The organism is Streptomyces sp. NPDC017940 (genome assembly GCF_044328435.1).
Classification (GTDB): Bacteria; Actinomycetota; Actinomycetes; order Streptomycetales; family Streptomycetaceae; genus Streptomyces.
In genome coordinates this window covers 1-17,546 of sequence record NZ_JBIRHJ010000005.1, presented here as the reverse complement: position 1 = coordinate 17,546, position 17,546 = coordinate 1, and the positions used below count along the sequence as shown (strand labels likewise).

12 protein-coding genes are annotated in these 17,546 nt (G+C 70.2%); 8 read left to right on the top strand and 4 right to left on the bottom strand.

Features of this window, described 5'->3' with window-relative positions; genetic code table 11:
- Window positions 1-5: 5 nt before the first annotated feature.
- The 3 genes from ACH4DX_RS18150 to ACH4DX_RS18140 are packed head-to-tail and all read right to left on the bottom strand — an operon-like array spanning window position 6 to window position 2,380.
- Window positions 6-845, bottom strand: coding sequence for a phytanoyl-CoA dioxygenase family protein (locus ACH4DX_RS18150; RefSeq protein ID WP_398155841.1), 840 nt, complete (start codon window positions 843-845; stop codon window positions 6-8).
- 60 nt (window positions 846-905) lie between these two features.
- A complete protein-coding gene (locus tag ACH4DX_RS18145; protein ID WP_398155840.1) occupies window positions 906-2,135 on the bottom strand; it encodes a beta-ketoacyl-[acyl-carrier-protein] synthase family protein in 1,230 nt (409 codons plus the stop codon).
- Window positions 2,132-2,380, bottom strand: coding sequence for an acyl carrier protein (locus ACH4DX_RS18140; RefSeq protein WP_256111854.1), 249 nt, complete (start codon window positions 2,378-2,380; stop codon window positions 2,132-2,134). Before ACH4DX_RS18140 ends, ACH4DX_RS18145 begins: the two co-directional genes overlap by 4 nt.
- Before the next feature lie 517 nt (window positions 2,381-2,897).
- Between ACH4DX_RS18140 and ACH4DX_RS18135 the strand changes: the two genes are divergently transcribed.
- The 6 genes from ACH4DX_RS18135 (at window position 2,898) to sbnA (ending at window position 11,792) form a co-directional block, all read left to right on the top strand.
- Window positions 2,898-3,965 (top strand): cytochrome P450, encoded by a 1,068-nt coding sequence (locus tag ACH4DX_RS18135; RefSeq protein ID WP_398155839.1) that lies wholly within the window; start codon window positions 2,898-2,900, stop codon window positions 3,963-3,965.
- A 128-nt stretch (window positions 3,966-4,093) separates the two neighbouring features.
- Entirely contained in the window at window positions 4,094-6,052 is a 1,959-nt protein-coding gene (locus ACH4DX_RS18130) for a BTAD domain-containing putative transcriptional regulator (protein WP_398155838.1), read from the top strand.
- An 84-nt stretch (window positions 6,053-6,136) separates the two neighbouring features.
- Window positions 6,137-8,716, top strand: a complete 2,580-nt coding sequence (locus ACH4DX_RS18125) for an amino acid adenylation domain-containing protein (protein WP_398155837.1) — start codon at window positions 6,137-6,139, stop codon at window positions 8,714-8,716.
- Window positions 8,717-8,722: 6 nt separating this feature from the next.
- Window positions 8,723-9,712, top strand: a complete 990-nt coding sequence (locus ACH4DX_RS18120) for a TauD/TfdA family dioxygenase (RefSeq protein WP_398155836.1) — start codon at window positions 8,723-8,725, stop codon at window positions 9,710-9,712.
- 29 nt (window positions 9,713-9,741) lie between these two features.
- Window positions 9,742-10,779, top strand: a complete 1,038-nt coding sequence (sbnB, locus tag ACH4DX_RS18115) for a 2,3-diaminopropionate biosynthesis protein SbnB (protein WP_398155835.1) — start codon at window positions 9,742-9,744, stop codon at window positions 10,777-10,779.
- 14 nt (window positions 10,780-10,793) lie between these two features.
- Window positions 10,794-11,792 carry a 2,3-diaminopropionate biosynthesis protein SbnA gene (gene sbnA / locus ACH4DX_RS18110; protein ID WP_398155834.1) on the top strand — a complete coding sequence of 333 codons (999 nt, stop codon included), beginning with the start codon at window positions 10,794-10,796 and terminating at the stop codon, window positions 11,790-11,792.
- Here sbnA and ACH4DX_RS18105 read toward each other — a convergent pair.
- Window positions 11,774-12,082, bottom strand: a complete 309-nt coding sequence (locus ACH4DX_RS18105; RefSeq protein WP_398155833.1) for a hypothetical protein — start codon at window positions 12,080-12,082, stop codon at window positions 11,774-11,776. The genes sbnA and ACH4DX_RS18105 overlap by 19 nt on opposite strands.
- A 407-nt stretch (window positions 12,083-12,489) precedes the next feature.
- Between ACH4DX_RS18105 and ACH4DX_RS18100 the strand changes: the two genes are divergently transcribed.
- Window positions 12,490-12,705: an MbtH family protein gene (locus ACH4DX_RS18100; RefSeq protein ID WP_398155832.1), complete on the top strand. Its 216-nt coding sequence runs from the start codon at window positions 12,490-12,492 to the stop codon at window positions 12,703-12,705.
- Window positions 12,706-12,858: 153 nt separating this feature from the next.
- Window positions 12,859-17,546, top strand: a 4,688-nt coding sequence (locus ACH4DX_RS18095; protein WP_398155831.1) for a condensation domain-containing protein, incomplete at its 3' end; no start/stop codon positions are given.

Here is a 17,546-nt window from a genome sequence, read left to right as displayed (position 1 = left end):
GCGCTTCAGTACGACACCAGGTCGAGGCGCTCGTCGGCGCGACGCTCCACCGGTGTGGTGTCCCGGGAGACCAGGAAGGTAGGGCGGGTGGGGCGCGCGGGGGAGTTGGCGACGGCGTTGTACGTGATGAGTAGCAGCGCCCGACGGTCTGCCGACAGGTTGTTGGACGATGAGTGGACGATGCTCGGGTGGAAGACCTGGACGGAACCGCGCGGCCCTGTGAAAACCTTGCGGCCGCTCTCGGCGGCCAGGGCCTGCGCCCGGTCGTCCTTCACGGTATAGGCGAGGTCGGCCGACACATGCGAGCGCCAGTCGGACTCCGCGCCGTCCGTACGGCCCTCGGGAAGGTCGAGCAGACCCAGCCGGTGCGAGCCCGGTATGGCGGTGAGCGGTCCGTTGCCCTCGTGGACATCGTCCAGGGAGACGGCGATGTTGACGGCGTCGGGGCTCGGCATGCCGTCCTCCTCGTGCCAGAACGCGAAGTCCTGGTGCCACGGCCAGGCCGCCCCCTCGTGCGCCTGCTTGAGGTTGATCTTGAACTGATAGACGTAGACGGGCCCGCCGGCGAGCTCCTCGGCGAGTTCCACCAGCCGGGGCAGGCGGACGAGGGCCGCACACACCTCGTCGAAGGCGTGGCAGCCGTGGATGGCACGAACCATGCCGCTGTCCTTCTCGTGCACGACCTCGGGCCGCTGCTCACGGCTGATGGAGAGCACGCGCTCCTGCAACAGCGCGACGGCGTCGTCGCTGAAGCGGAACGGCGGCTCGCACCAACCGTCCTTCTCATAGGCGGACGTGAGGTCGGCGAGCGAGGTGGCGGCAGTGTCTGCCGCGGTGCTGGCCATGGACACGAATCTCCTGAGTGACATAGGGAAGAGGTGCGGGCCGTGCGGGGCCGGTGCGCGTCAGGCGGAGGTGAGGACGAGGGCGGCGTTCTGACCGCCGAAGCCGAAGGACGTGCTGAGCGCACTGGTGGTGAACACGTCCCGGGGCTTGTCGGCCACCAGGTCGAGCCCGGCTGCCGCATCGTCCACCCGCTCCAAGTTGGCGGTGGGCGGCACCTGTTGGTTCGCCAGCGTCAGCAGGGTGAAGGCCGCCTCCAGGGCTCCGGCTGCGCCCAGGGTGTGTCCCGTCAGGCTCTTGGTGGCCGTCGCCGGCGGGGCGTGCGGGAACACGCGGGCGAGCATGCCCGCCTCCGCGACGTCACCGAGCGGCGTCGCGGTACCGTGGGCATTGATGTGCCCGATGTCGGCCGCCGTCAGACCGGCATCGGCGAGGGCCGTGCGCGTGGCGAGCTCCGTGCCGCGGCCCTCGGGATCGGGCGTCGTGTAATGGTGGGCGTCGGCGGAGGCGCCGTACCCGGCGACATGGCCACGGACGCGCGCCGAGCGGGCCCGCGCGTCCTCGGCCCGCTCCAGGACGAGCATGCCCGCGCCCTCACCGAGCACGAAGCCGTCCCGCTCCGCGTCGAACGGGCGGGAGGCCTCGGCGGGAGCCGCGCCGCGCGTCGACAGCGCGCCCATGCGGCTGAAGCCGATGCTGGCGATCCGCGCCCGGCCGGACTCGGCGCCACCGACGACGGCGATGTCGCAACTGCCGGCCCGCAGCAGATCCCGCCCGAGGCCAATGGCCGTGGCGCCGGAGGCACAGGCCGTGCTGACGCTCAGGCTGGGGCCGAACGCGCCCAGGTCCGTGCTGATCTCGCCGGCCGTGATGCCGGTCAGGCAACGGGAGATGAACAGCGGCGACACACGGGAGTGATTCTCGGCGGCGAAGTGCTTGGACTGTCTGTCCCAGTGCTGGGTGCTGGTGCCGCCCACGCCAAGGATCACCGCGACCCGCGCCCCGTCCCAGGACTCCGGGGCGAGCCCTGCGTCGGCCACGGCCTGCCGGGCGGCGACGAGCGCCATCTTCGCGTAGGGCTCAAGGCGCCAGGAGAGCGCGCGGCCGAGCAGGGCGTCCCCGTCGAAGCCGGGTACGGCGCAGCAGAAGTCGACGGACAGGCCTTCCAGAAGGGGGTCGGTGGCGGCGGTCGAGGCGCCGGCCAGCAGCCCCGCCCAGTTGGCCTCGACGCCGATGCCGAGCGGGGAGACCAGGCCGAGGCCGGTCACGGCCACTGCTGAGGAGGCGTTCACGAGGAGGCCTCGGTCCGGCTGCTCATCGCCGCCTCCACGAGAGCCACCGCCTCCCCGATGGTGCTGTCCGGCGTCAGCTGCAGCGGCGGCACGCCGTACTCCTCGTCCAGGATCACGGAGAACTCGACGAGCGCCAACGAGTCGATCTTCAGCTCGACGAAGGTGATGTCGGGGGTGATGAGCGATTTCTCGATGCCCAGCGCATCCGAAAGGCGCTGGACGATCTCGTCATGGGTACTGGACATCGGGGGTTCCTTCCGAGAATGGCCCGACAGGATGCGCGTCATCGATTTCCGGTGCATGCGGGTTCCGGTTGGAATTTCGATGGAACTCCAGCATTCCGTGATGTGTGCGGAAATGGGCGCGGGTATGTGGCAGCTGCGACAATTCGCGCACGAGTCTTAGTGCAACCATGAAATTTCGCTCGGTCGTATCCTGCCGCCTCAGACCTGGTCCGGTCACGGTAATCGCGACCCTAGGCCACGGATCTCCGTCGTGGCAAGCGGCAATGTGTCGAAGTATTCGGCGTTATCGGTTGCCGACTCCTTTCACCAGGCATGACCGGGTTCAGGGTTGTTCCGGTTTCATCCGGCGATATATGAATGAAAACGAAGTGATAGATGGCGGGTGCATCGTGCCCAGCGACGTGTCACGATGGGGGGATGTGCGGGGATGTCGAATTCCAGAGATGTGCTTGACGGGCTGCCGGTCGGCCCGCTTCCCATTCCCTGTGACCCCGAGGGCACATCCCCCGTCCAGTGGATGCACATGCCGAACGGCGTGGGTGTCTGGGCGGTCTCCGACTACGACCTCGCCCGCCAGGTGCTCGCCGACCCGCGGTTCAGCCGCGCGGCCGCCGTCGCGCCAGGCGTGCCGAAGGTGGCCAGCATCGACCCGTCACCCGACTCCATCGTCAGCCTCGACGGCAAGGAGCACGCCCGGCTGCGCAGAATCGTGGCGGGGGCCTTCACCGAGCGCCGTATCAGCGCTCTCGGCCCGTTCATCGAGACCCGCGCCAGCGAGCTCCTGGACGCCATGGCCACAGGCGGGCAGCCGGCGGACCTGGTCGCCGATCTTGCCGCACCGCTCCCACTCAGCGTGCTCTGCCACATGCTCGGCGTCCCCGAGGCCGACCGCGAGAGCTTCCGGGAGTGGGTGCCAGTCCTCTTCGACCTCGAAGGAGAGGGCGCCGAGAGCCGCACCCGGGCGTTCCTCATCACCCACTACATGACGAAACTCATCGGCAGCAAACGCCGGGAGCCCGGCGGCGACCTCATCAGCGCCCTAATCCAAGCGGCTGACGAGGAAGGGAAGCTGACGAACCGTGAGCTCGTCACCCTCTCCCTGGCGCTCCTCATGGCCGGCTACGACTCCACCGCCGACCAGATCACCCTCGTCTTCCTCAGCCTGCTGCACGACCCCGCTCGCGCCGCCGCCCTGCGCGCCGACCCCGGTCTCGTCCCGGCCGAGGTCGAGGAACTTCTACGCACCAACCCCTCGGCGCCCCTCAGCTTCAGTCGCGCAGTCACCGACCCCGTCCAGTTGGCGGATGTCACCATTTCACCGGGAGAACCGGTCCTGGTATTCCTCATGGGCGCAAACCGAACCCGCGACGATTCCGAAAAACCCGCCGGAAACCCCCACCTCACTTTCGGTCGCGGAGTGCACCGCTGCCTTGGCGCCCCGCTGGCCCGACTGCAGCTGGCAACGGTCATCCGTTTGACCCTCGACCGCTTCCCGCACCTCGCGCTCGCCGAAGACATCGACCGTCTCGACTGGAAGCCCGCCGCGGCGACCCGCGGCCTCAAGTCCCTTCGGGTGCACTGGTGAACGGCCCGCAGAAGGGGCTGCCGCACATAGGCGAAACCCACCCCCGTCCCGGATGAACGGCGTGCCTATAGTGACCAGGTAGTTCCACTTGCGACGGGGGTAACAGGGTGGATTTGGTGAGTGATTGCATGGCTTCCTCCGATGCCGCGGACCAGGCCGCGGACGAAGTCACGCACGAAACGATCGCAATAAAGGTTCTGGGTGCCCTGTCGGCGACCGTCAACGGACATCCTGTTGTGATAGCCGGCCCACGCCAGCGCACCATTTTCGCGATGCTCGTGCTGGCAGGGGGCCGTGTCGTCTCCGTGGACAGCCTCGTGGACGCGGTGTGGGGGGGCCGGCCGCCGAACACGGCCCGGACCCAAGTGGCCATCTGCGTCGGGGCGTTACGCAAGGCATTCCGGGCGGCGCTCTTCGACGACCCGGTCATAGAGACCACCCACCCCGGATACCGAATCCTGACGAGCGCGTGCACCTTCGACGTCCGCGACTTCGCTGCCGTCTCCGCAGAGGCCACCGAGAGTATCCGTCTGGGCCGCGTTGACGAGGGCGTCGGGCTGTACCGGAAGGCCTTGGACCTGTGGACCGGGCCCGCCCTGTCTGGTGTCGCGGGGCAGGTGGTCGAGGACGAGGCGACGCGCTTAGAGGCGGAGCGCCTCGCCGCCTACGAAGCACTGTTCGACGCGGAGCTCGCGCTCGGCCGCCACCAGGAGGTGCTGCCCGAACTCTCGGCGTTGGCCGACGACCAGCCCCTGCACGAGAAGCTGCGGCACACCCTCATGCTCGCACAGTACCGTTCCGGGCGCCGGGCGGAGGCAGCGGAGGGCTTCCGCAGCTGGCGCAGACGGTTCGTCGAGGAAATCGGGATGGAGCCGAGCGCGTCCATCCACGAGCTGCACCGTGCCATCCTCCAGGACGCTCCCGATCTCTCCCTCCGCGGCGACGGCGAACCCCGGCCCGGGCGGCGCGCCCTGCCGGCGGAACTGCCCGCTGCTGTACCGGAGTTTTTGGGACGCGAGGCGGAACTCGCCGTCCTGGACACCCTGGTGGCCGACGCGGGCGACGGAGCACTCTCCAGCACCACCCGGCCACGCGCGGGCATCGTCGCCGGCGCCGCCGGAGTCGGCAAGACGAGCCTCGTCGCGTACTGGGCGCACCGCGTCTCGCGGCACTTCCTCGACGGGCAGCTCTACGCCGACCTGTCCCAGTACGAGTGGACACAGCCGACCGCCACGGTGCATGCGCTACTCGGCCGCTTCCTGCGGGTCCTCGGTGTCGCGGCGGAGCTGGTCCCGGACCGCCCCGATGAGTGCGTGTCGCTCTACCGCAGCCTGCTGGCCGACCGGCGCGTCCTGGTGGTCCTCGACAATGCCTGCAGCCTGGTGCACATTCAGCCGTTCCTGCCCGGCAGCGGCCCCTCGCGGGTCGTGGCGACCACCGGTGGGCGGCAGGACCCGATGGCCGTGGGCATCGGCGCGGTCCGCGTCGACCTCGGCCCGCTGCCGGACGCGCAGGCGGTGGAGCTCGTGGCGCGGATCATCGGTGAGCGGCGCGTCCTCGAAGACACCTCGGCCGTGTACGAGTTGGGCCGCCTGTGCGGCAGGCTGCCCCTCGCACTGCGGGCGGCCGCCGGCCGGCTCGCCGCCAAACCCCACTGGTCCGTACGGCATCTAGTGCACCGGCTGGCCAAGGGGAGCCGCCGTCTCGACGAACTCAGCGCCGGCGGCTTGGAGGTGCGGCAGGGCCTGGAGCGCGGCTATCGCAGCCTGCCCGAGGAGGCGGCCCGCATGTGCCGCATGCTGGGCCTGCTGGACGCGCCGGACTTCACGGCCCACGCCGGAGCCGTGCTGCTCGCCGTCGACCATGTGGCGGCGGAGGACGCGATGGAACAGCTCTTCGACATGCATCTGCTGACCGTGGTCGGCACGGATGCCAGTGGGGCGCTGCGCTACGCCTTCCACGAGCTGGTGCGGCCCTTCGCCTGCGAACGGGCGCTGGCCGAGGAATCCGACCAGACCCGGCAGGCCGCGCTCAACCGCCTCTCCGGGATGCATCTGACGGGTACGGGTCTGTCGATATCCCACTGATAACGGCGGCATCTAGCGTCTTGCGCGTCTTGTGAAGGAAGCGACGGTTCCGCAGGAGTGGCTGCGCGCACGGAAGGTACTGGTGTGGAGACTGCGCCTCTGGCGTTTTGGCAACGTGTGCTCACCGGCGGCGGTTTCACCGCGCTGCCCCGGTGGCCGGAGCGCTCATCGGACCCCGTCGGAGCCGTTGGCTACCCCGTGCCGCATGACGGCCCGGAGGCGACCGCCGTCTGGCGGGCCGCGGTTCCCGAGCCGCTCGCGCACGCGCTGCGGCGCCTATGCGAGCGGTCCGGGGCGTCCCTGGACACCGCGGTCCTCACCGCCTGCGTCAAGGTCCTGGCGCAGGTCACTGCCGACCAGGTGGTGGTCATCGGCCTGCTGCCGCCGTCGGCCGCCGACGCCGGGGACGCGGTGCCCTGCCGGGTGTCCGTCAACGACGGCACCTGGGCCCGGCTCTTCGACGACACGGCCCGGACCCGGGCCGACGTCCTGTGCCACCTCCCCGACTTCCCCGAAGATAGCCGGACCGGCGGGAGCGGCCCCTTCTACGACGCTTTGTTCGTCCCCGGCCGCGCCCCTGTGGCCGGGGACCTCGCACCGGACACCGTCCTCGCGGTGGGCCTATCCCCGGGCGGCGACCAGCTGGCGCTCGTGCTCCGCCACCGCACCGCGGCCGTGGGCGCTGACCAGGCCGGCCGGATCGCGGGGTATCTGCTCAACGCCCTGGACGCGCTGAGCAGCGCACCGGACACGGACCACCATGCGTGGAGCCCCCTCACTCCCGACGAAGTCACCTACCAGACACTGGGGTTGGCCGGTCCCGCCAGAGAACTGCCCGACCTGCGCGTCCACGAGCTCTTCGAGGAGCAGGTGCGCCAGCGCCCCGACGACGTCGCGGCCGTTCACAACGGCACACCGTGGACGTACCGTCGGCTCAACCAGCGCGCCAACCAGGTCGCCCACGCCCTCCTCGACGCCGGGCTGCGCGCCGAGGACGTGGTCGCTGTGTTAGTCGAGCGCGACCTGGAGTGGCTGGCGGCCGTCCTCGCCGTCCTCAAGGCGGGCGGCGTCTACCTCCCCGTGGAGCCGCAGTTCCCCGCCGACCGCGTCACCGACATGCTGGAGCGCAGCGGCTGCCGCCACGCGCTCACCCGGCGCGGCCTCTCCCGCGGCCTCGACGAGGCGTCGGCACGGCTGCCCGGCGTACGCGTCGACGATCTCGACGCCCTCCGCGCCGGTCCGGATGCCGACCCTGGCGTACCGGTGGCTGCGGACCAGAGCGCGTACATCTACTTCACGTCCGGCTCGACCGGAACTCCGAAGGGCGCCGTGTGCGAGCACGCGGGCTTCCTCAACCACGTCCTCGCCAAGATCGACGACCTCAGCATCACGGCGGGCACGGCCGTGGCACAGACCGCACCCCAGTGCTTCGACATCTCCCTGTGGCAGCTCGTGGCGGCCCTCACGGTCGGCGGGCGCACCGTCGTCGTTGACCAGTCGGCCGTCGAGGACGTCGCGCTCCTTGTCGAGACCCTCGCCGAGGAGCGGGTCGAGGTCCTCCAGGTGGTGCCCTCCTATCTGGAGACGATGCTCACCGAACTCGACCACGCACCGCGCCCGCTGCCGCGGCTGCGCTGTGTGTCGGCGACCGGCGAGGCGCTCAAGAAGGAGCTTGCCGAGCGCTGGTTCGCGGCCTTCCCGGACAAGGCGCTGGTCAACGCGTACGGGCTCACCGAGACGTCGGACGACACAAACCACGAGGTGATGACGGGCGTGCCTGACGCTGCGTCGGTGCCCCTGGGCAGGCCCGTCGCCAACGTACGCGTGTACGTGGTCGACGAGTCGCTGCGGCCCGTCCCGCTCGGTTCGCCCGGCGAGATCGTCTTCTCCGGTGTGTGCGTGGGCCGCGGATATGTCAACGACGAGGAGCGCACCCGTGCCGCCTTCGTCTCCGACCCGCACGTCCCAGGAGCGCGCCTGTACCGCTCCGGCGACATCGGACGCTGGCTGATCGGCGGACGACTGGAGTTCCTCGGGCGCCGCGACGCGCAGGTCAAGATCCGAGGCTTCCGCATCGAGATTGGTGAGATCGAGAACCGACTGCTGACGATACCCGGCGTGCGCGACAGCGCCGTCGTCGTGACCGGCACCGGCGGCGCCGGCCGGCTCGTGGCCTTCTGGACCGGCTCCACGGAACTGACCTCGGACGCGCTCGTGGCGGCGCTCGCCGAGACTCTGCCCGCGTACATGGTGCCGAGCCGCTTCCACCGCCTGCCCGAGCTGCCGCTGACCGGCAACGGCAAGACCGACCGCAAGGCCCTGACGCGCGTCGCCGGTGAACGGGGCACGGACGCCGGCGAGCCGGGCACCGGGGACACCGTCGGCATGGCACCGCGGACGGCGGTCGAGCGGCGGCTCGCGGCGTTGTGGGCCGAGGTCCTCAAGGTGCCCGCCGAGCGGATCGGACGCGACGCCGACTTCTTCGGCCTCGGCGGCACGTCGCTCTCCCTCGTCCGCCTGGCCATCGCGCTCGACCGCGCGCTCTCCCCCCGGGAACTGCGGGACACTCCGCGGCTCGCCGACCTCGCGGCGCTCCTCGACGGCAAGGCCGCGACGCACCAGGCCGCTGCCGCGGCGCCCGACAGCACGAGGACGGACGGCTGACCCCCTATGACCGACACCACTGCGCACGGCGAAACACTCCCCGACGGCTCGCGCCTCGTCCTCGACGAGGGGCGCACGCCGATTCTCGAACCACCCGGCCGCGACGTGCCTGCGAAGGACGTACGCGAAGCGCTCGGCCGGCACGGCGCGGTCCTCGTCCGCGGCCTCGGCCTGGCCGCCCCGGCCGACCTGGCCGCCGTGGCGCACGCGCTAGACGTGACGCCGATGCGCGAACGCGAGAGCTTCGCCGCCCGCGACGACCTCGGGCACGGCGTGTACTCGGCGTCGCTGTGGCCGGTCGACGAGCCGATGTGCATGCACCACGAGCTGAGTTACGCGGCTCAGGTCCCCGCCATCGCCCTCTTCGGCTGCCTGCGGGCACCCCGCAGCGGCGGCGCCACCGGTGTGGCCGATGCGCGGGCCGTCCTCGACGCCCTGCCCGCCGAACTGGTCGAGCCCTTTGAACGGGACGGCTGGCTGCTCGCCCGGCACTACGGAGACGTCGGCCTCGGCTGGGCTCAGGCGTTCGGCACCAAGGACGCCGACCAGGTGTCGGTGTATTGCCGCGAGCGCGCCCTGGACCACCGGTGGATGGCGGACGGCTCGCTGCGCACGGTGCAGCGCAGGTCGGCCGTCGTGCGGCACCCTGCGTCGGGGGAGCGCCTCTGGTTCAACCAGATCGCGTTCCTCAACGAGCTGACGATGGACCCGGCGGTCAGGGAGTACCTGCTGTCCCTGTACGGCCCGGACGCGCTGCCCTTCACCACCCGGTACGGCGACGGCACGCCCATCCCGGAATTTGTGATCGAGACCATCAACGCCACGTACACGGCGGCCACCGCGCGCGAGCCGTGGCAGACCGGCGACGTGCTCGTCATGGACAACCTGCGCATGGCGCACAGCCGCGAGGCTTACGAAGGCGAACGCGACGTCGTCGCGCTCTTCGGCGACCCGACGCGCCTGCCCGGCCACGCGCGGCCTGCGACTACCAGCTGACACCCCAGGAACCCTCAGGGAGCTTCTCCATGCCCGAGCAGTACGCTACACCGTCGTTCTCTGTGATCTCCGGAACCCAGGTGCAGCACGTCCTCGACGGCCGGCACCGGGAGGTGGTCGACCTCATCGAGGCCGCCTACCGGTGGCACGGCGAAGGACAGACCGTGAACCCGCCCTCGTACTTTCTCCGCTTCCCCGACCGGCCGTCGTCCCGCATCATCGCCCTGCCTGCCTCGGTCGGCGGCGACGTCCCCACCGACGGCCTGAAGTGGATCTCCAGCTTCCCGGCGAACGTCGAGCGAGGCATCCCCCGGGCCTCCGCGGTCCTCATCCTCAACGACCACGACACCGGCTACCCGCTGGCCTGCCTGGAGAGCTCCATCATCAGCGCCGCGCGCACCGCGGCCTCCGCGGCGCTCGCCGCGGACCGGATCGCGGCGGCCCGCGGCGGCCGCCCCGCCCGGATCGGGTTCTTCGGCGTCGGCCTGATCGCCCGCTACGTTCACACGTATCTGGCGGGCACGGGATGGTCGTTCGATGAGATCGGCGTGCACGACCTCTCCCCGGAGCACGCCGCCGGGTTCGGGGACTATCTGCGCCGCGCCGACGAGACCGGGCCGGTCACGATGCACGACGACGCCGAGTCGCTGATCCGCTCCTCGGACCTAGTGGTCTTCGCGACGGTGGCCGGGACGCCGCACGTCACCGAACCCGGCTGGTTCGCGCACAACCCGCTGGTGCTGCATCTGTCGCTGCGTGACCTGGCACCGGAGGTGGTGCTCGCGGCCACCAACATCGTCGACGACATCGACCACTGCCTCAAGGCCGACACCTCTGTGCACCTGGCCGAACAGCGGGTGGACAACCGGGAGTTCGTCGACGGAACGCTCCACGACGTCCTGACCGGCGCACTGCACCCGGGCACCGAACGGCCCGTCGTGTTCTCGCCGTTCGGCCTCGGGGTGCTCGACCTGGTGCTCGGCAGGCACATCTACGACACGGTCGCGGCGGCCGGCGAACTGCACGTCGTCGATGGTTTCTTCCACGAGATGCGACGCTACGGCTGAGGCGGGGAGGCCACGTGCCGGTCATCTCGGCGCCCCAGGAGTTCTACCAGGACGACTTGTACGTCGATCTCTCTACCGTGCTCGGAATGCCCCTGTTCCTCAAGTGCGAGGGCTTCAACTTCACCGGATCCATCAAGCAGAAGGCCGCCGTGGAGATGGTGGAGGCCGCCGAACGGGACGGCCTCATCGCGCCGAACTCCGTCCTGGTCGAGTCCTCGTCGGGAAACCTCGGCATCGCGCTCAGCGTGATCGCCGCCGCCAAGGGCCACCGCTTCGTCTGCGTCACCGACTCCCGCTGCAACCTGGCGGCCAAGCGCCTCATGACGGTGCTCGGCGCCACGGTGCACACCGTCACCGAGCCCGACGACGAAGGCGGATTCCTCGCCGCCCGCATCCGTTACGTGCGCGGCCTGTGCGCGGCAGACGACCGGTACGTGTGGCTCAACCAGTATGAGAACGCGGCCAATTGGCGAGCGCACTACCGGCACACCGCGCCGGCCGTCGACCGCGCCTTCCCGGACCTCGACGTGCTGTTCGTCGGGGCGGGCACCACGGGCACGCTGATGGGGTGCGCGCGCTGGTACCGGGAACACCGCCCGAACGTACGCATCGTGGCCGTGGACAGCGTGGGCTCCGTGGCGTTCGGGCATCCGCCGGGGCCACGTATGATTCCCGGACTCGGTTCCGGTGTCCGACCGCCCCTGCTGGACGAGGAGTTCGTCGACGAGGTGATCCTCGTGCCGGAGCGGGAGACGGTGCGGATGTGCCATCGCCTCGCCGGGGGCGGATTCGTCTTCGGTGGGTCCACCGGCACAGTGGTCAGCGGCGCCGAGCAATGGCTCGACGCGAAGGGCCGGCGCACCGGACTCATCTGCGTTGCGATCTCACCGGACATGGGTGAGCGCTATCTCGACACCGTCTACCAGGAGAACTGGGTGGAAGGGATGTACGGCCGCGAGGCGCTGAGGGCCGGGCGGCCGGATCCGACCGAGCGTCAGATCAACCGGATCTGACTCCGTTCGGCCTCGCCCAGGGTGGCCACGTAGCAGTACGAGGCGCGGCCTGTGGAGAGCAGTGGTGCGTTGCGCACGCCCGCCGCGTACGAGGAGTGGCAGGCCGCGAGGACTTCCGGACCCTCGATGTGCCGGTCCACCGATCTGGCGTACAGCTTGCCTGCTGACGCCGCGTCCTGCGGGGTCAGCTCCAGCAGTTCGACGTCGCCGCGGCCGAGCAGCCCCTGCACGGCCGTACCGACGCCCGACTGATGGGATTTCGTGCAGTATTCGTCCCAACAAGTGCGCATGGCACAGGAAACCGCAAAAGTGACTGCGGGTATCACGAGGCGGAGTTCTCCGGCGCTCATGGCTGCTTTGACGGAGGACGCGGCCGATGAGTGGCCGACCGCGATCTCGTACAGGGCAAAGGAATCGGGTACTGCGCACCCATCTGATGTTCCCAGAAGTTCGTGCAGCTTCACTGATGCTCCCCTCGGTCTCGCGGCAGTTCGTGTGATGGAGGCTAAAGGATAGCTCCCGAAGGCCCCGGAGAAGACCCTCGATCGCACATGAGAATCCAGGAATGACCACACGATATCGAAGTGATGAAAGCCCGTGATGAGGTGGGCTCCTCGGGCTTGTGAACGTTATCGAGCCAGCTGCGGGGTCGCGTTCTCCACGTCACCGGCCCCACTATCGAAACCGAGGTTGTGGTGTGACGAACCCCTTTGACGACACCGAGGGAAAGTTCCTCGTCCTCATGAACGAGGAGGAACAGTACTCGCTGTGGCCCAGTTTCATCGAGGTTCCCAAGGGCTGGCGGACTGTGCTTGACGAGACGGACCGGAACACCTGTGTCGACTTCATCGAGAAGAACTGGACGGATATGCGGCCCAAATCCCTCCAGGACGCAATGGACACGCACGCCTGAGGAAAGAAACCGAGCCAGGGCGGGTCACCCGTGCGGCGGCGCCCGCCCTGGCTTGCTTCTCTTTCCCCCCTTCCTTCCGTTCCTCCCTTTTCCGTCGTTCATAACTCATGGGGCAGGTAGCAGGTGTCTGACGCACAAGCCACTCGTCAACCGTTGTCCGCCGCGCAGCACGGTGTCTGGTTCGCTCACCAGCAGGGGCTCACCGATCTGGACTTCAGCCTCGCGCAGTGCATCGACATCCGTGGCGCGGTCGACGCGGACCTCTTCAGGGCCGCCGTCGGCTCGGCCCTGACCGAGGCCGAGGCCCTGCGCGTCCGCTTCACCGAGGACGCCGACGGCGTGTGGCAGACACCCATGCCCGTCCCCCATGATGCCCTGACGCGGCACGACGTGTCGGCGGAGCCCGATCCTGCCGAGACCGCCCTGCGCTGGATGCGCGAGGACCGCGCCCGGTCCGTCGACCTGCTCGCCGACCGGCTCTACGACCTGGCCCTGTTCCGCCTCTCGCCTGACCGCCACCTCTGGTACACGCGTGCCCACCACGCCGTCATCGACGGCTACGGCGCCTCCTTGTTCACCCGTCGTGTCGCGCAGATCTACACCGCCTTCGCGGAACAACGTCCCTGCGGTGACCCGACGTTCGGGACCCTCGCTGGACTCGTGGAGGAGGACAAGGAGTACCGCTCCTCACCGGACTTCGCCGAGGACCGGGCGTACTGGGTAGCCCAACTGGCCGACCGCCCCGCGCGGTTCAGCCTGTCGCGTCGCACCGCCACCTCGCGCGGTTCCTCGCTGCGCGCCACCATCCGCCTCGCCGCGGACCTCAACGACGACCTCGTCGCCGCCGCCCGCGCCGCCCGCACCCACTGGTCCGTGGTCCTCACGGCCGCCGTCGCGCTATACACGCACCGCATAACGGGCGCCGACCACGTCATGCTCGGCTTCCCCGTCACCGCCCGCGTCACCCTCACTGCCCGCCGCACCCCCGGCATGACCGCGAACGTCGTGCCGCTCCGGCTCGTCGTCCGCGCGGACGACGACTTCGGGCAGCTCATCGGGCGCACCACCCAGGCGGTTAAGGAGGCGCTGCGCCACCAGCGGTACCGCCAAGAGGACCTCCAGCGCCACTTCGCGCCGTCCCCCGACACCTCCGGTTCCTTCGGGCCGCTGGTCAACATCATGGGCCTTCAGGACGGCCTCACTTTCGACGGGCACCCCGGCCAGCTTCTCAACCTCGGCAACGGCCCCCTCGAAGACCTGGCCTTCGACATCTACGGCACGGCACGCGGCGAACAGCTCGTCATCCACCTCGACGGCAACGAGACCCTGTACACCACCGACGAACTCACCTGGCACCTCGCCCGGTTCAAGCACACCCTGGCCGCGGCCCTGGCCGAGCCGGCCCGCGCCGTCGGCGAGCTGGACGTGGTGCCCGCCCAGGAACGGAAGCTGCTCCTCGAAGCCTGGAACGCCACGGCCGCGCAGGAGTGGACCGCGGCGACGGTGGAGCGGATATCCGAGCTAGCGCAGCGCACCCCGGACGCGCCCGCAGTGCTCGCGCAGGACGCCGTCCTCTCGTACGGGCAGCTGAACGCCCGCGCCAACCGGGTCGCCCAGCTCCTCATCGAGCACGGCGTGGGCCCGGAGCGCACCGTCGCCGTGGTCAGGAACCGGTCCGCAGACTGGCCCGTGGCGCTGCTCGCGGTAGCGAAGGCGGGGGCGGCGTGCCTGGTGCTGGACCCGGAGGCCGACGGGGGGACCGACGCGTACACTGACGTCCTGGAGGCGGCGCGGGCGGTGTGCGTGCTCACCTCCGCACACGCGCCAGGGCCGGTTGCCCCGAACCGGCCCCGCATCAGCCTGGGCGAGCCCCGCACCGAGGAGGCGCTGGCCGACCGGTCGGACGCCGACGTCACCGACGCGGACCGCACCGCGCCGCTGCTGCCCTCACACCCCGCGCAGGTGAGCCGCTCGACGGGCCTGATCACCACGTATGCGGCACTCGCCAACCAGCTCGCCTGGCTGCGGGCCCGCCACCCGCAGGGCCCCGGCGACCGCGTCCTGCAGGGGACCTCGCCGCTGTGGGAGTGCCACTGGGCGCTGGGCGGCGGGGCGACGCTCGTCGTCCCCGACCGCGCGGCGGCCCCGCGCGACGCGGCCAGCGTCGCCGCCGACCTGGCCGCGGACATCGCCTCCCGGGAGATCACGGCCCTGCACACCACCCCGACGGTGCTGGCCGCCCTCCTCGCCCACCTCGACGAGCTGGGCACGGAGACATACTCCTCCCTGCGCACTGTCGTTTGCGACGGTGAATCCCTTGCGCCTCATGTCGCCGCACGCTTCGGTGACGTACTGGGCGGCGCCGCCCTGTGCACTGGGTACGCGCCGGTGGAAACCGCCGTGCACGCCACGGCCGGGAACGCCGAGACCGCGGCTCAGCCCGGTGGCGCCTCGATCGGCAGGCCCGTACCCGGAACCCGGGTGTACGTCCTGGACGCCTCGCTGCGCCTTGCACCCGTCGGCGCGACCGGTGAACTGTACGTGGCTGGGCAGCAGTCGGCGCGCGGCTACGCGGGCAGTCCCGGGCCGACCGTCGAGCGCCTCGTCGCCGACCCGCACGGCGTGCGGGGGGAGCGGATGTACCGCAGCGGCGACCTTGCGCGCTGGCGTGCCGACGGAAGCCTCGAGCTCGTAGGCCGGGCAGTGGAGTTCGGAAGCGTCGCCGATTGGCATACGGAGGTCGCCGCCGCCGTCGCCGCTCACCCGCACGCCGGTCAGGCGGTGGCCGTCGTCCGCGAGGACGGGGACCGGACCGCCGTCACCACCGCCTATGTCGTGCCGCCGGCCGGGACCGAAGCCGACCCTGAGGCGATCCGGCTCCACGCCGCCGAACGCCTGCCCGAGGCACAGGCGCCGACGGCCGTGGTCGTGCTCGATGCGTTCCCCGTCACCGCCCGGCACACCCTGGACCGCGCGGCGCTGCCGCTCCCGGCCCCCGCGGCAGCAACGGCCCGGCGCACCGCGCGCACCCCACGCGAGGAAACCCTCTGCCGAGCGTTCGCCGAGGTCCTCGGCGTCGACATGCCCGGCATCGACGACAGCTTCTTCGAGCTCGGCGGCCAGTCCCTGACGTCGATCCGGCTGCTCAGCCGGGTCCATACCGAACTCGGTGTCGAACTGCCGGTACGCGCCCTGTTCGAGGCGCCCACCGTGGCCCGCCTCGCGCGGCGCGTCGACGCGGCCGAACAGGCCACCCGCGTCGGCCTCGTCCCCGCGCAGCGACCCGACTGGCTCCCGCTCTCCTTCGCGCAGCGTCGGCTGTGGTTCCTCAACCGCCTCGAAGGACCGGCGTCGACCGCGTACAACATGCCGTTCGCTGTACGCCTCACCGGCGACCTGGACCGCGAGGCGCTGGCTGCCGCGCTGCGCGACGTCGTCGTCCGGCACGAGTCGCTGCGCACCGTCTTCCCGGAAGGGCCGGACGAAGCGCCCTACCAGAAGGTCCTGGACCCCGACGAGATCCCCGCCAACCTCCTGGCCACAGCCTCCGCGACCGCCGACGACCTGCCGGACCTGCTCACCCGCGCCGCCGCCGACACCTTCGACCTGACCCTCGAACTGCCACTGCGTGCAACAGCCTTCACCCTCAGCGCGACCGAGCACGTGCTGCTCCTGGTGATGCACCACATCGCGGGCGACGGCTGGTCGATGGTCCCGCTCGCACGGGACCTGGTGACGGCGTACGAGCTGCGGGTGGCGGGAAAGTCCCCGGACTGGAAGCCGCTGCCGGTCCAGTACGCGGACTACACCCTGTGGCAGCACCGCATTCTCGGCGACGAGAACGACCCCAAGAGTCGGCTCTCACATCAACTCGCCTATTGGGCACAGGCTTTGGAGGCTATTCCGGAGCATCTCGACCTGCCCGCGGACCGGCCCCGCCCGGCCCTGTCCTCCCACCGGGGCGAGAGCGTGCCGGTCGGGATCGGCCCCGAGACGCATCGGGCTCTGGCTGCCCTGGCCCAGGAGAGCGACGCCAGCCTCTTCATGGTGGTGCAGGCCGCATTCGCTGCTCTGCTGTCGCGGATGGGCGTGGGGACGGACATCCCGATCGGTACGCCGATCGCGGGGCGTACGGATGAGGCGCTGGATGACCTGGTCGGGTTCTTCGTGAACACGCTGGTGCTGCGGACCGACCTGTCGGGTGACCCGACGTTCCGTGAGCTGGTGGAGCGGGTGCGTGAGACGGACCTGGCGGCGTACGCGCACCAGGATGTGCCGTTCGAGCACCTCGTGGAGGTCCTCAACCCGGTCCGCTCCATGGCCTCCCATCCGCTGTTCCAGGTGATGCTCGCCTTCCAGAACAACGCTGCGCCCCATTTCGAACTCCCCGGCCTCACCACAAAGATCGACCAACTTGACACCCGGACGGCGAAGTTCGACCTGCTCCTCAACATCACCGAGCAGCACGGCGACGGCGTGCCCGCCGGTCTGACGGGGTTCCTGGAGTTCTCCGTCGATCTGTTCGACCGGGGGACGGTCGAGGGGTTGGTGGAGCGGTTCGGCCGTGTGCTGGCCGGTGTTGTGGCTGATGCGAATGTTCGCGTGAGTGGGCTGGAGGTGCTGTCGGATGTCGAGCGGCGTGAGCTGCTGGAGGTTCGGAACGCCACGAAGGTCGAGGTTGCGTGGGTGTCGCTGCCGGAGGCGTTCGAGCAGCGGGTGGCGCGGACTCCTGAGGCGATGGCGCTTGTGTTCGAGGGTGTGGAGCTGTCGTATGCCGAGGTGAATGCGCGGGCGAATCGTCTGGCGCGTTTGTTGGTGGAGCGGGGTGCTGGTCCGGAGCG

What these genes read in the sequence shown, in the direction of transcription:
- ACH4DX_RS18150 (WP_398155841.1), bottom strand. Translation starts at nt 845, where the DNA reads ATGGCCAGCACCGCGGCAGACACTGCCGCCACCTCGCTCGCCGACCTC.
- ACH4DX_RS18140 (WP_256111854.1), bottom strand. Translation starts at nt 2,380, where the DNA reads ATGTCCAGTACCCATGACGAGATCGTCCAGCGCCTTTCGGATGCGCTG.
- ACH4DX_RS18130 (WP_398155838.1), top strand. Translation starts at nt 4,094, where the DNA reads ATGGCTTCCTCCGATGCCGCGGACCAGGCCGCGGACGAAGTCACGCAC.
- ACH4DX_RS18105 (WP_398155833.1), bottom strand. Translation starts at nt 12,082, where the DNA reads ATGCGCACTTGTTGGGACGAATACTGCACGAAATCCCATCAGTCGGGC.
- ACH4DX_RS18120 (WP_398155836.1), top strand. Translation starts at nt 8,723, where the DNA reads ATGACCGACACCACTGCGCACGGCGAAACACTCCCCGACGGCTCGCGC.
- ACH4DX_RS18135 (WP_398155839.1), top strand. Translation starts at nt 2,898, where the DNA reads ATGCACATGCCGAACGGCGTGGGTGTCTGGGCGGTCTCCGACTACGAC.
- sbnB (WP_398155835.1), top strand. Translation starts at nt 9,742, where the DNA reads ATGCCCGAGCAGTACGCTACACCGTCGTTCTCTGTGATCTCCGGAACC.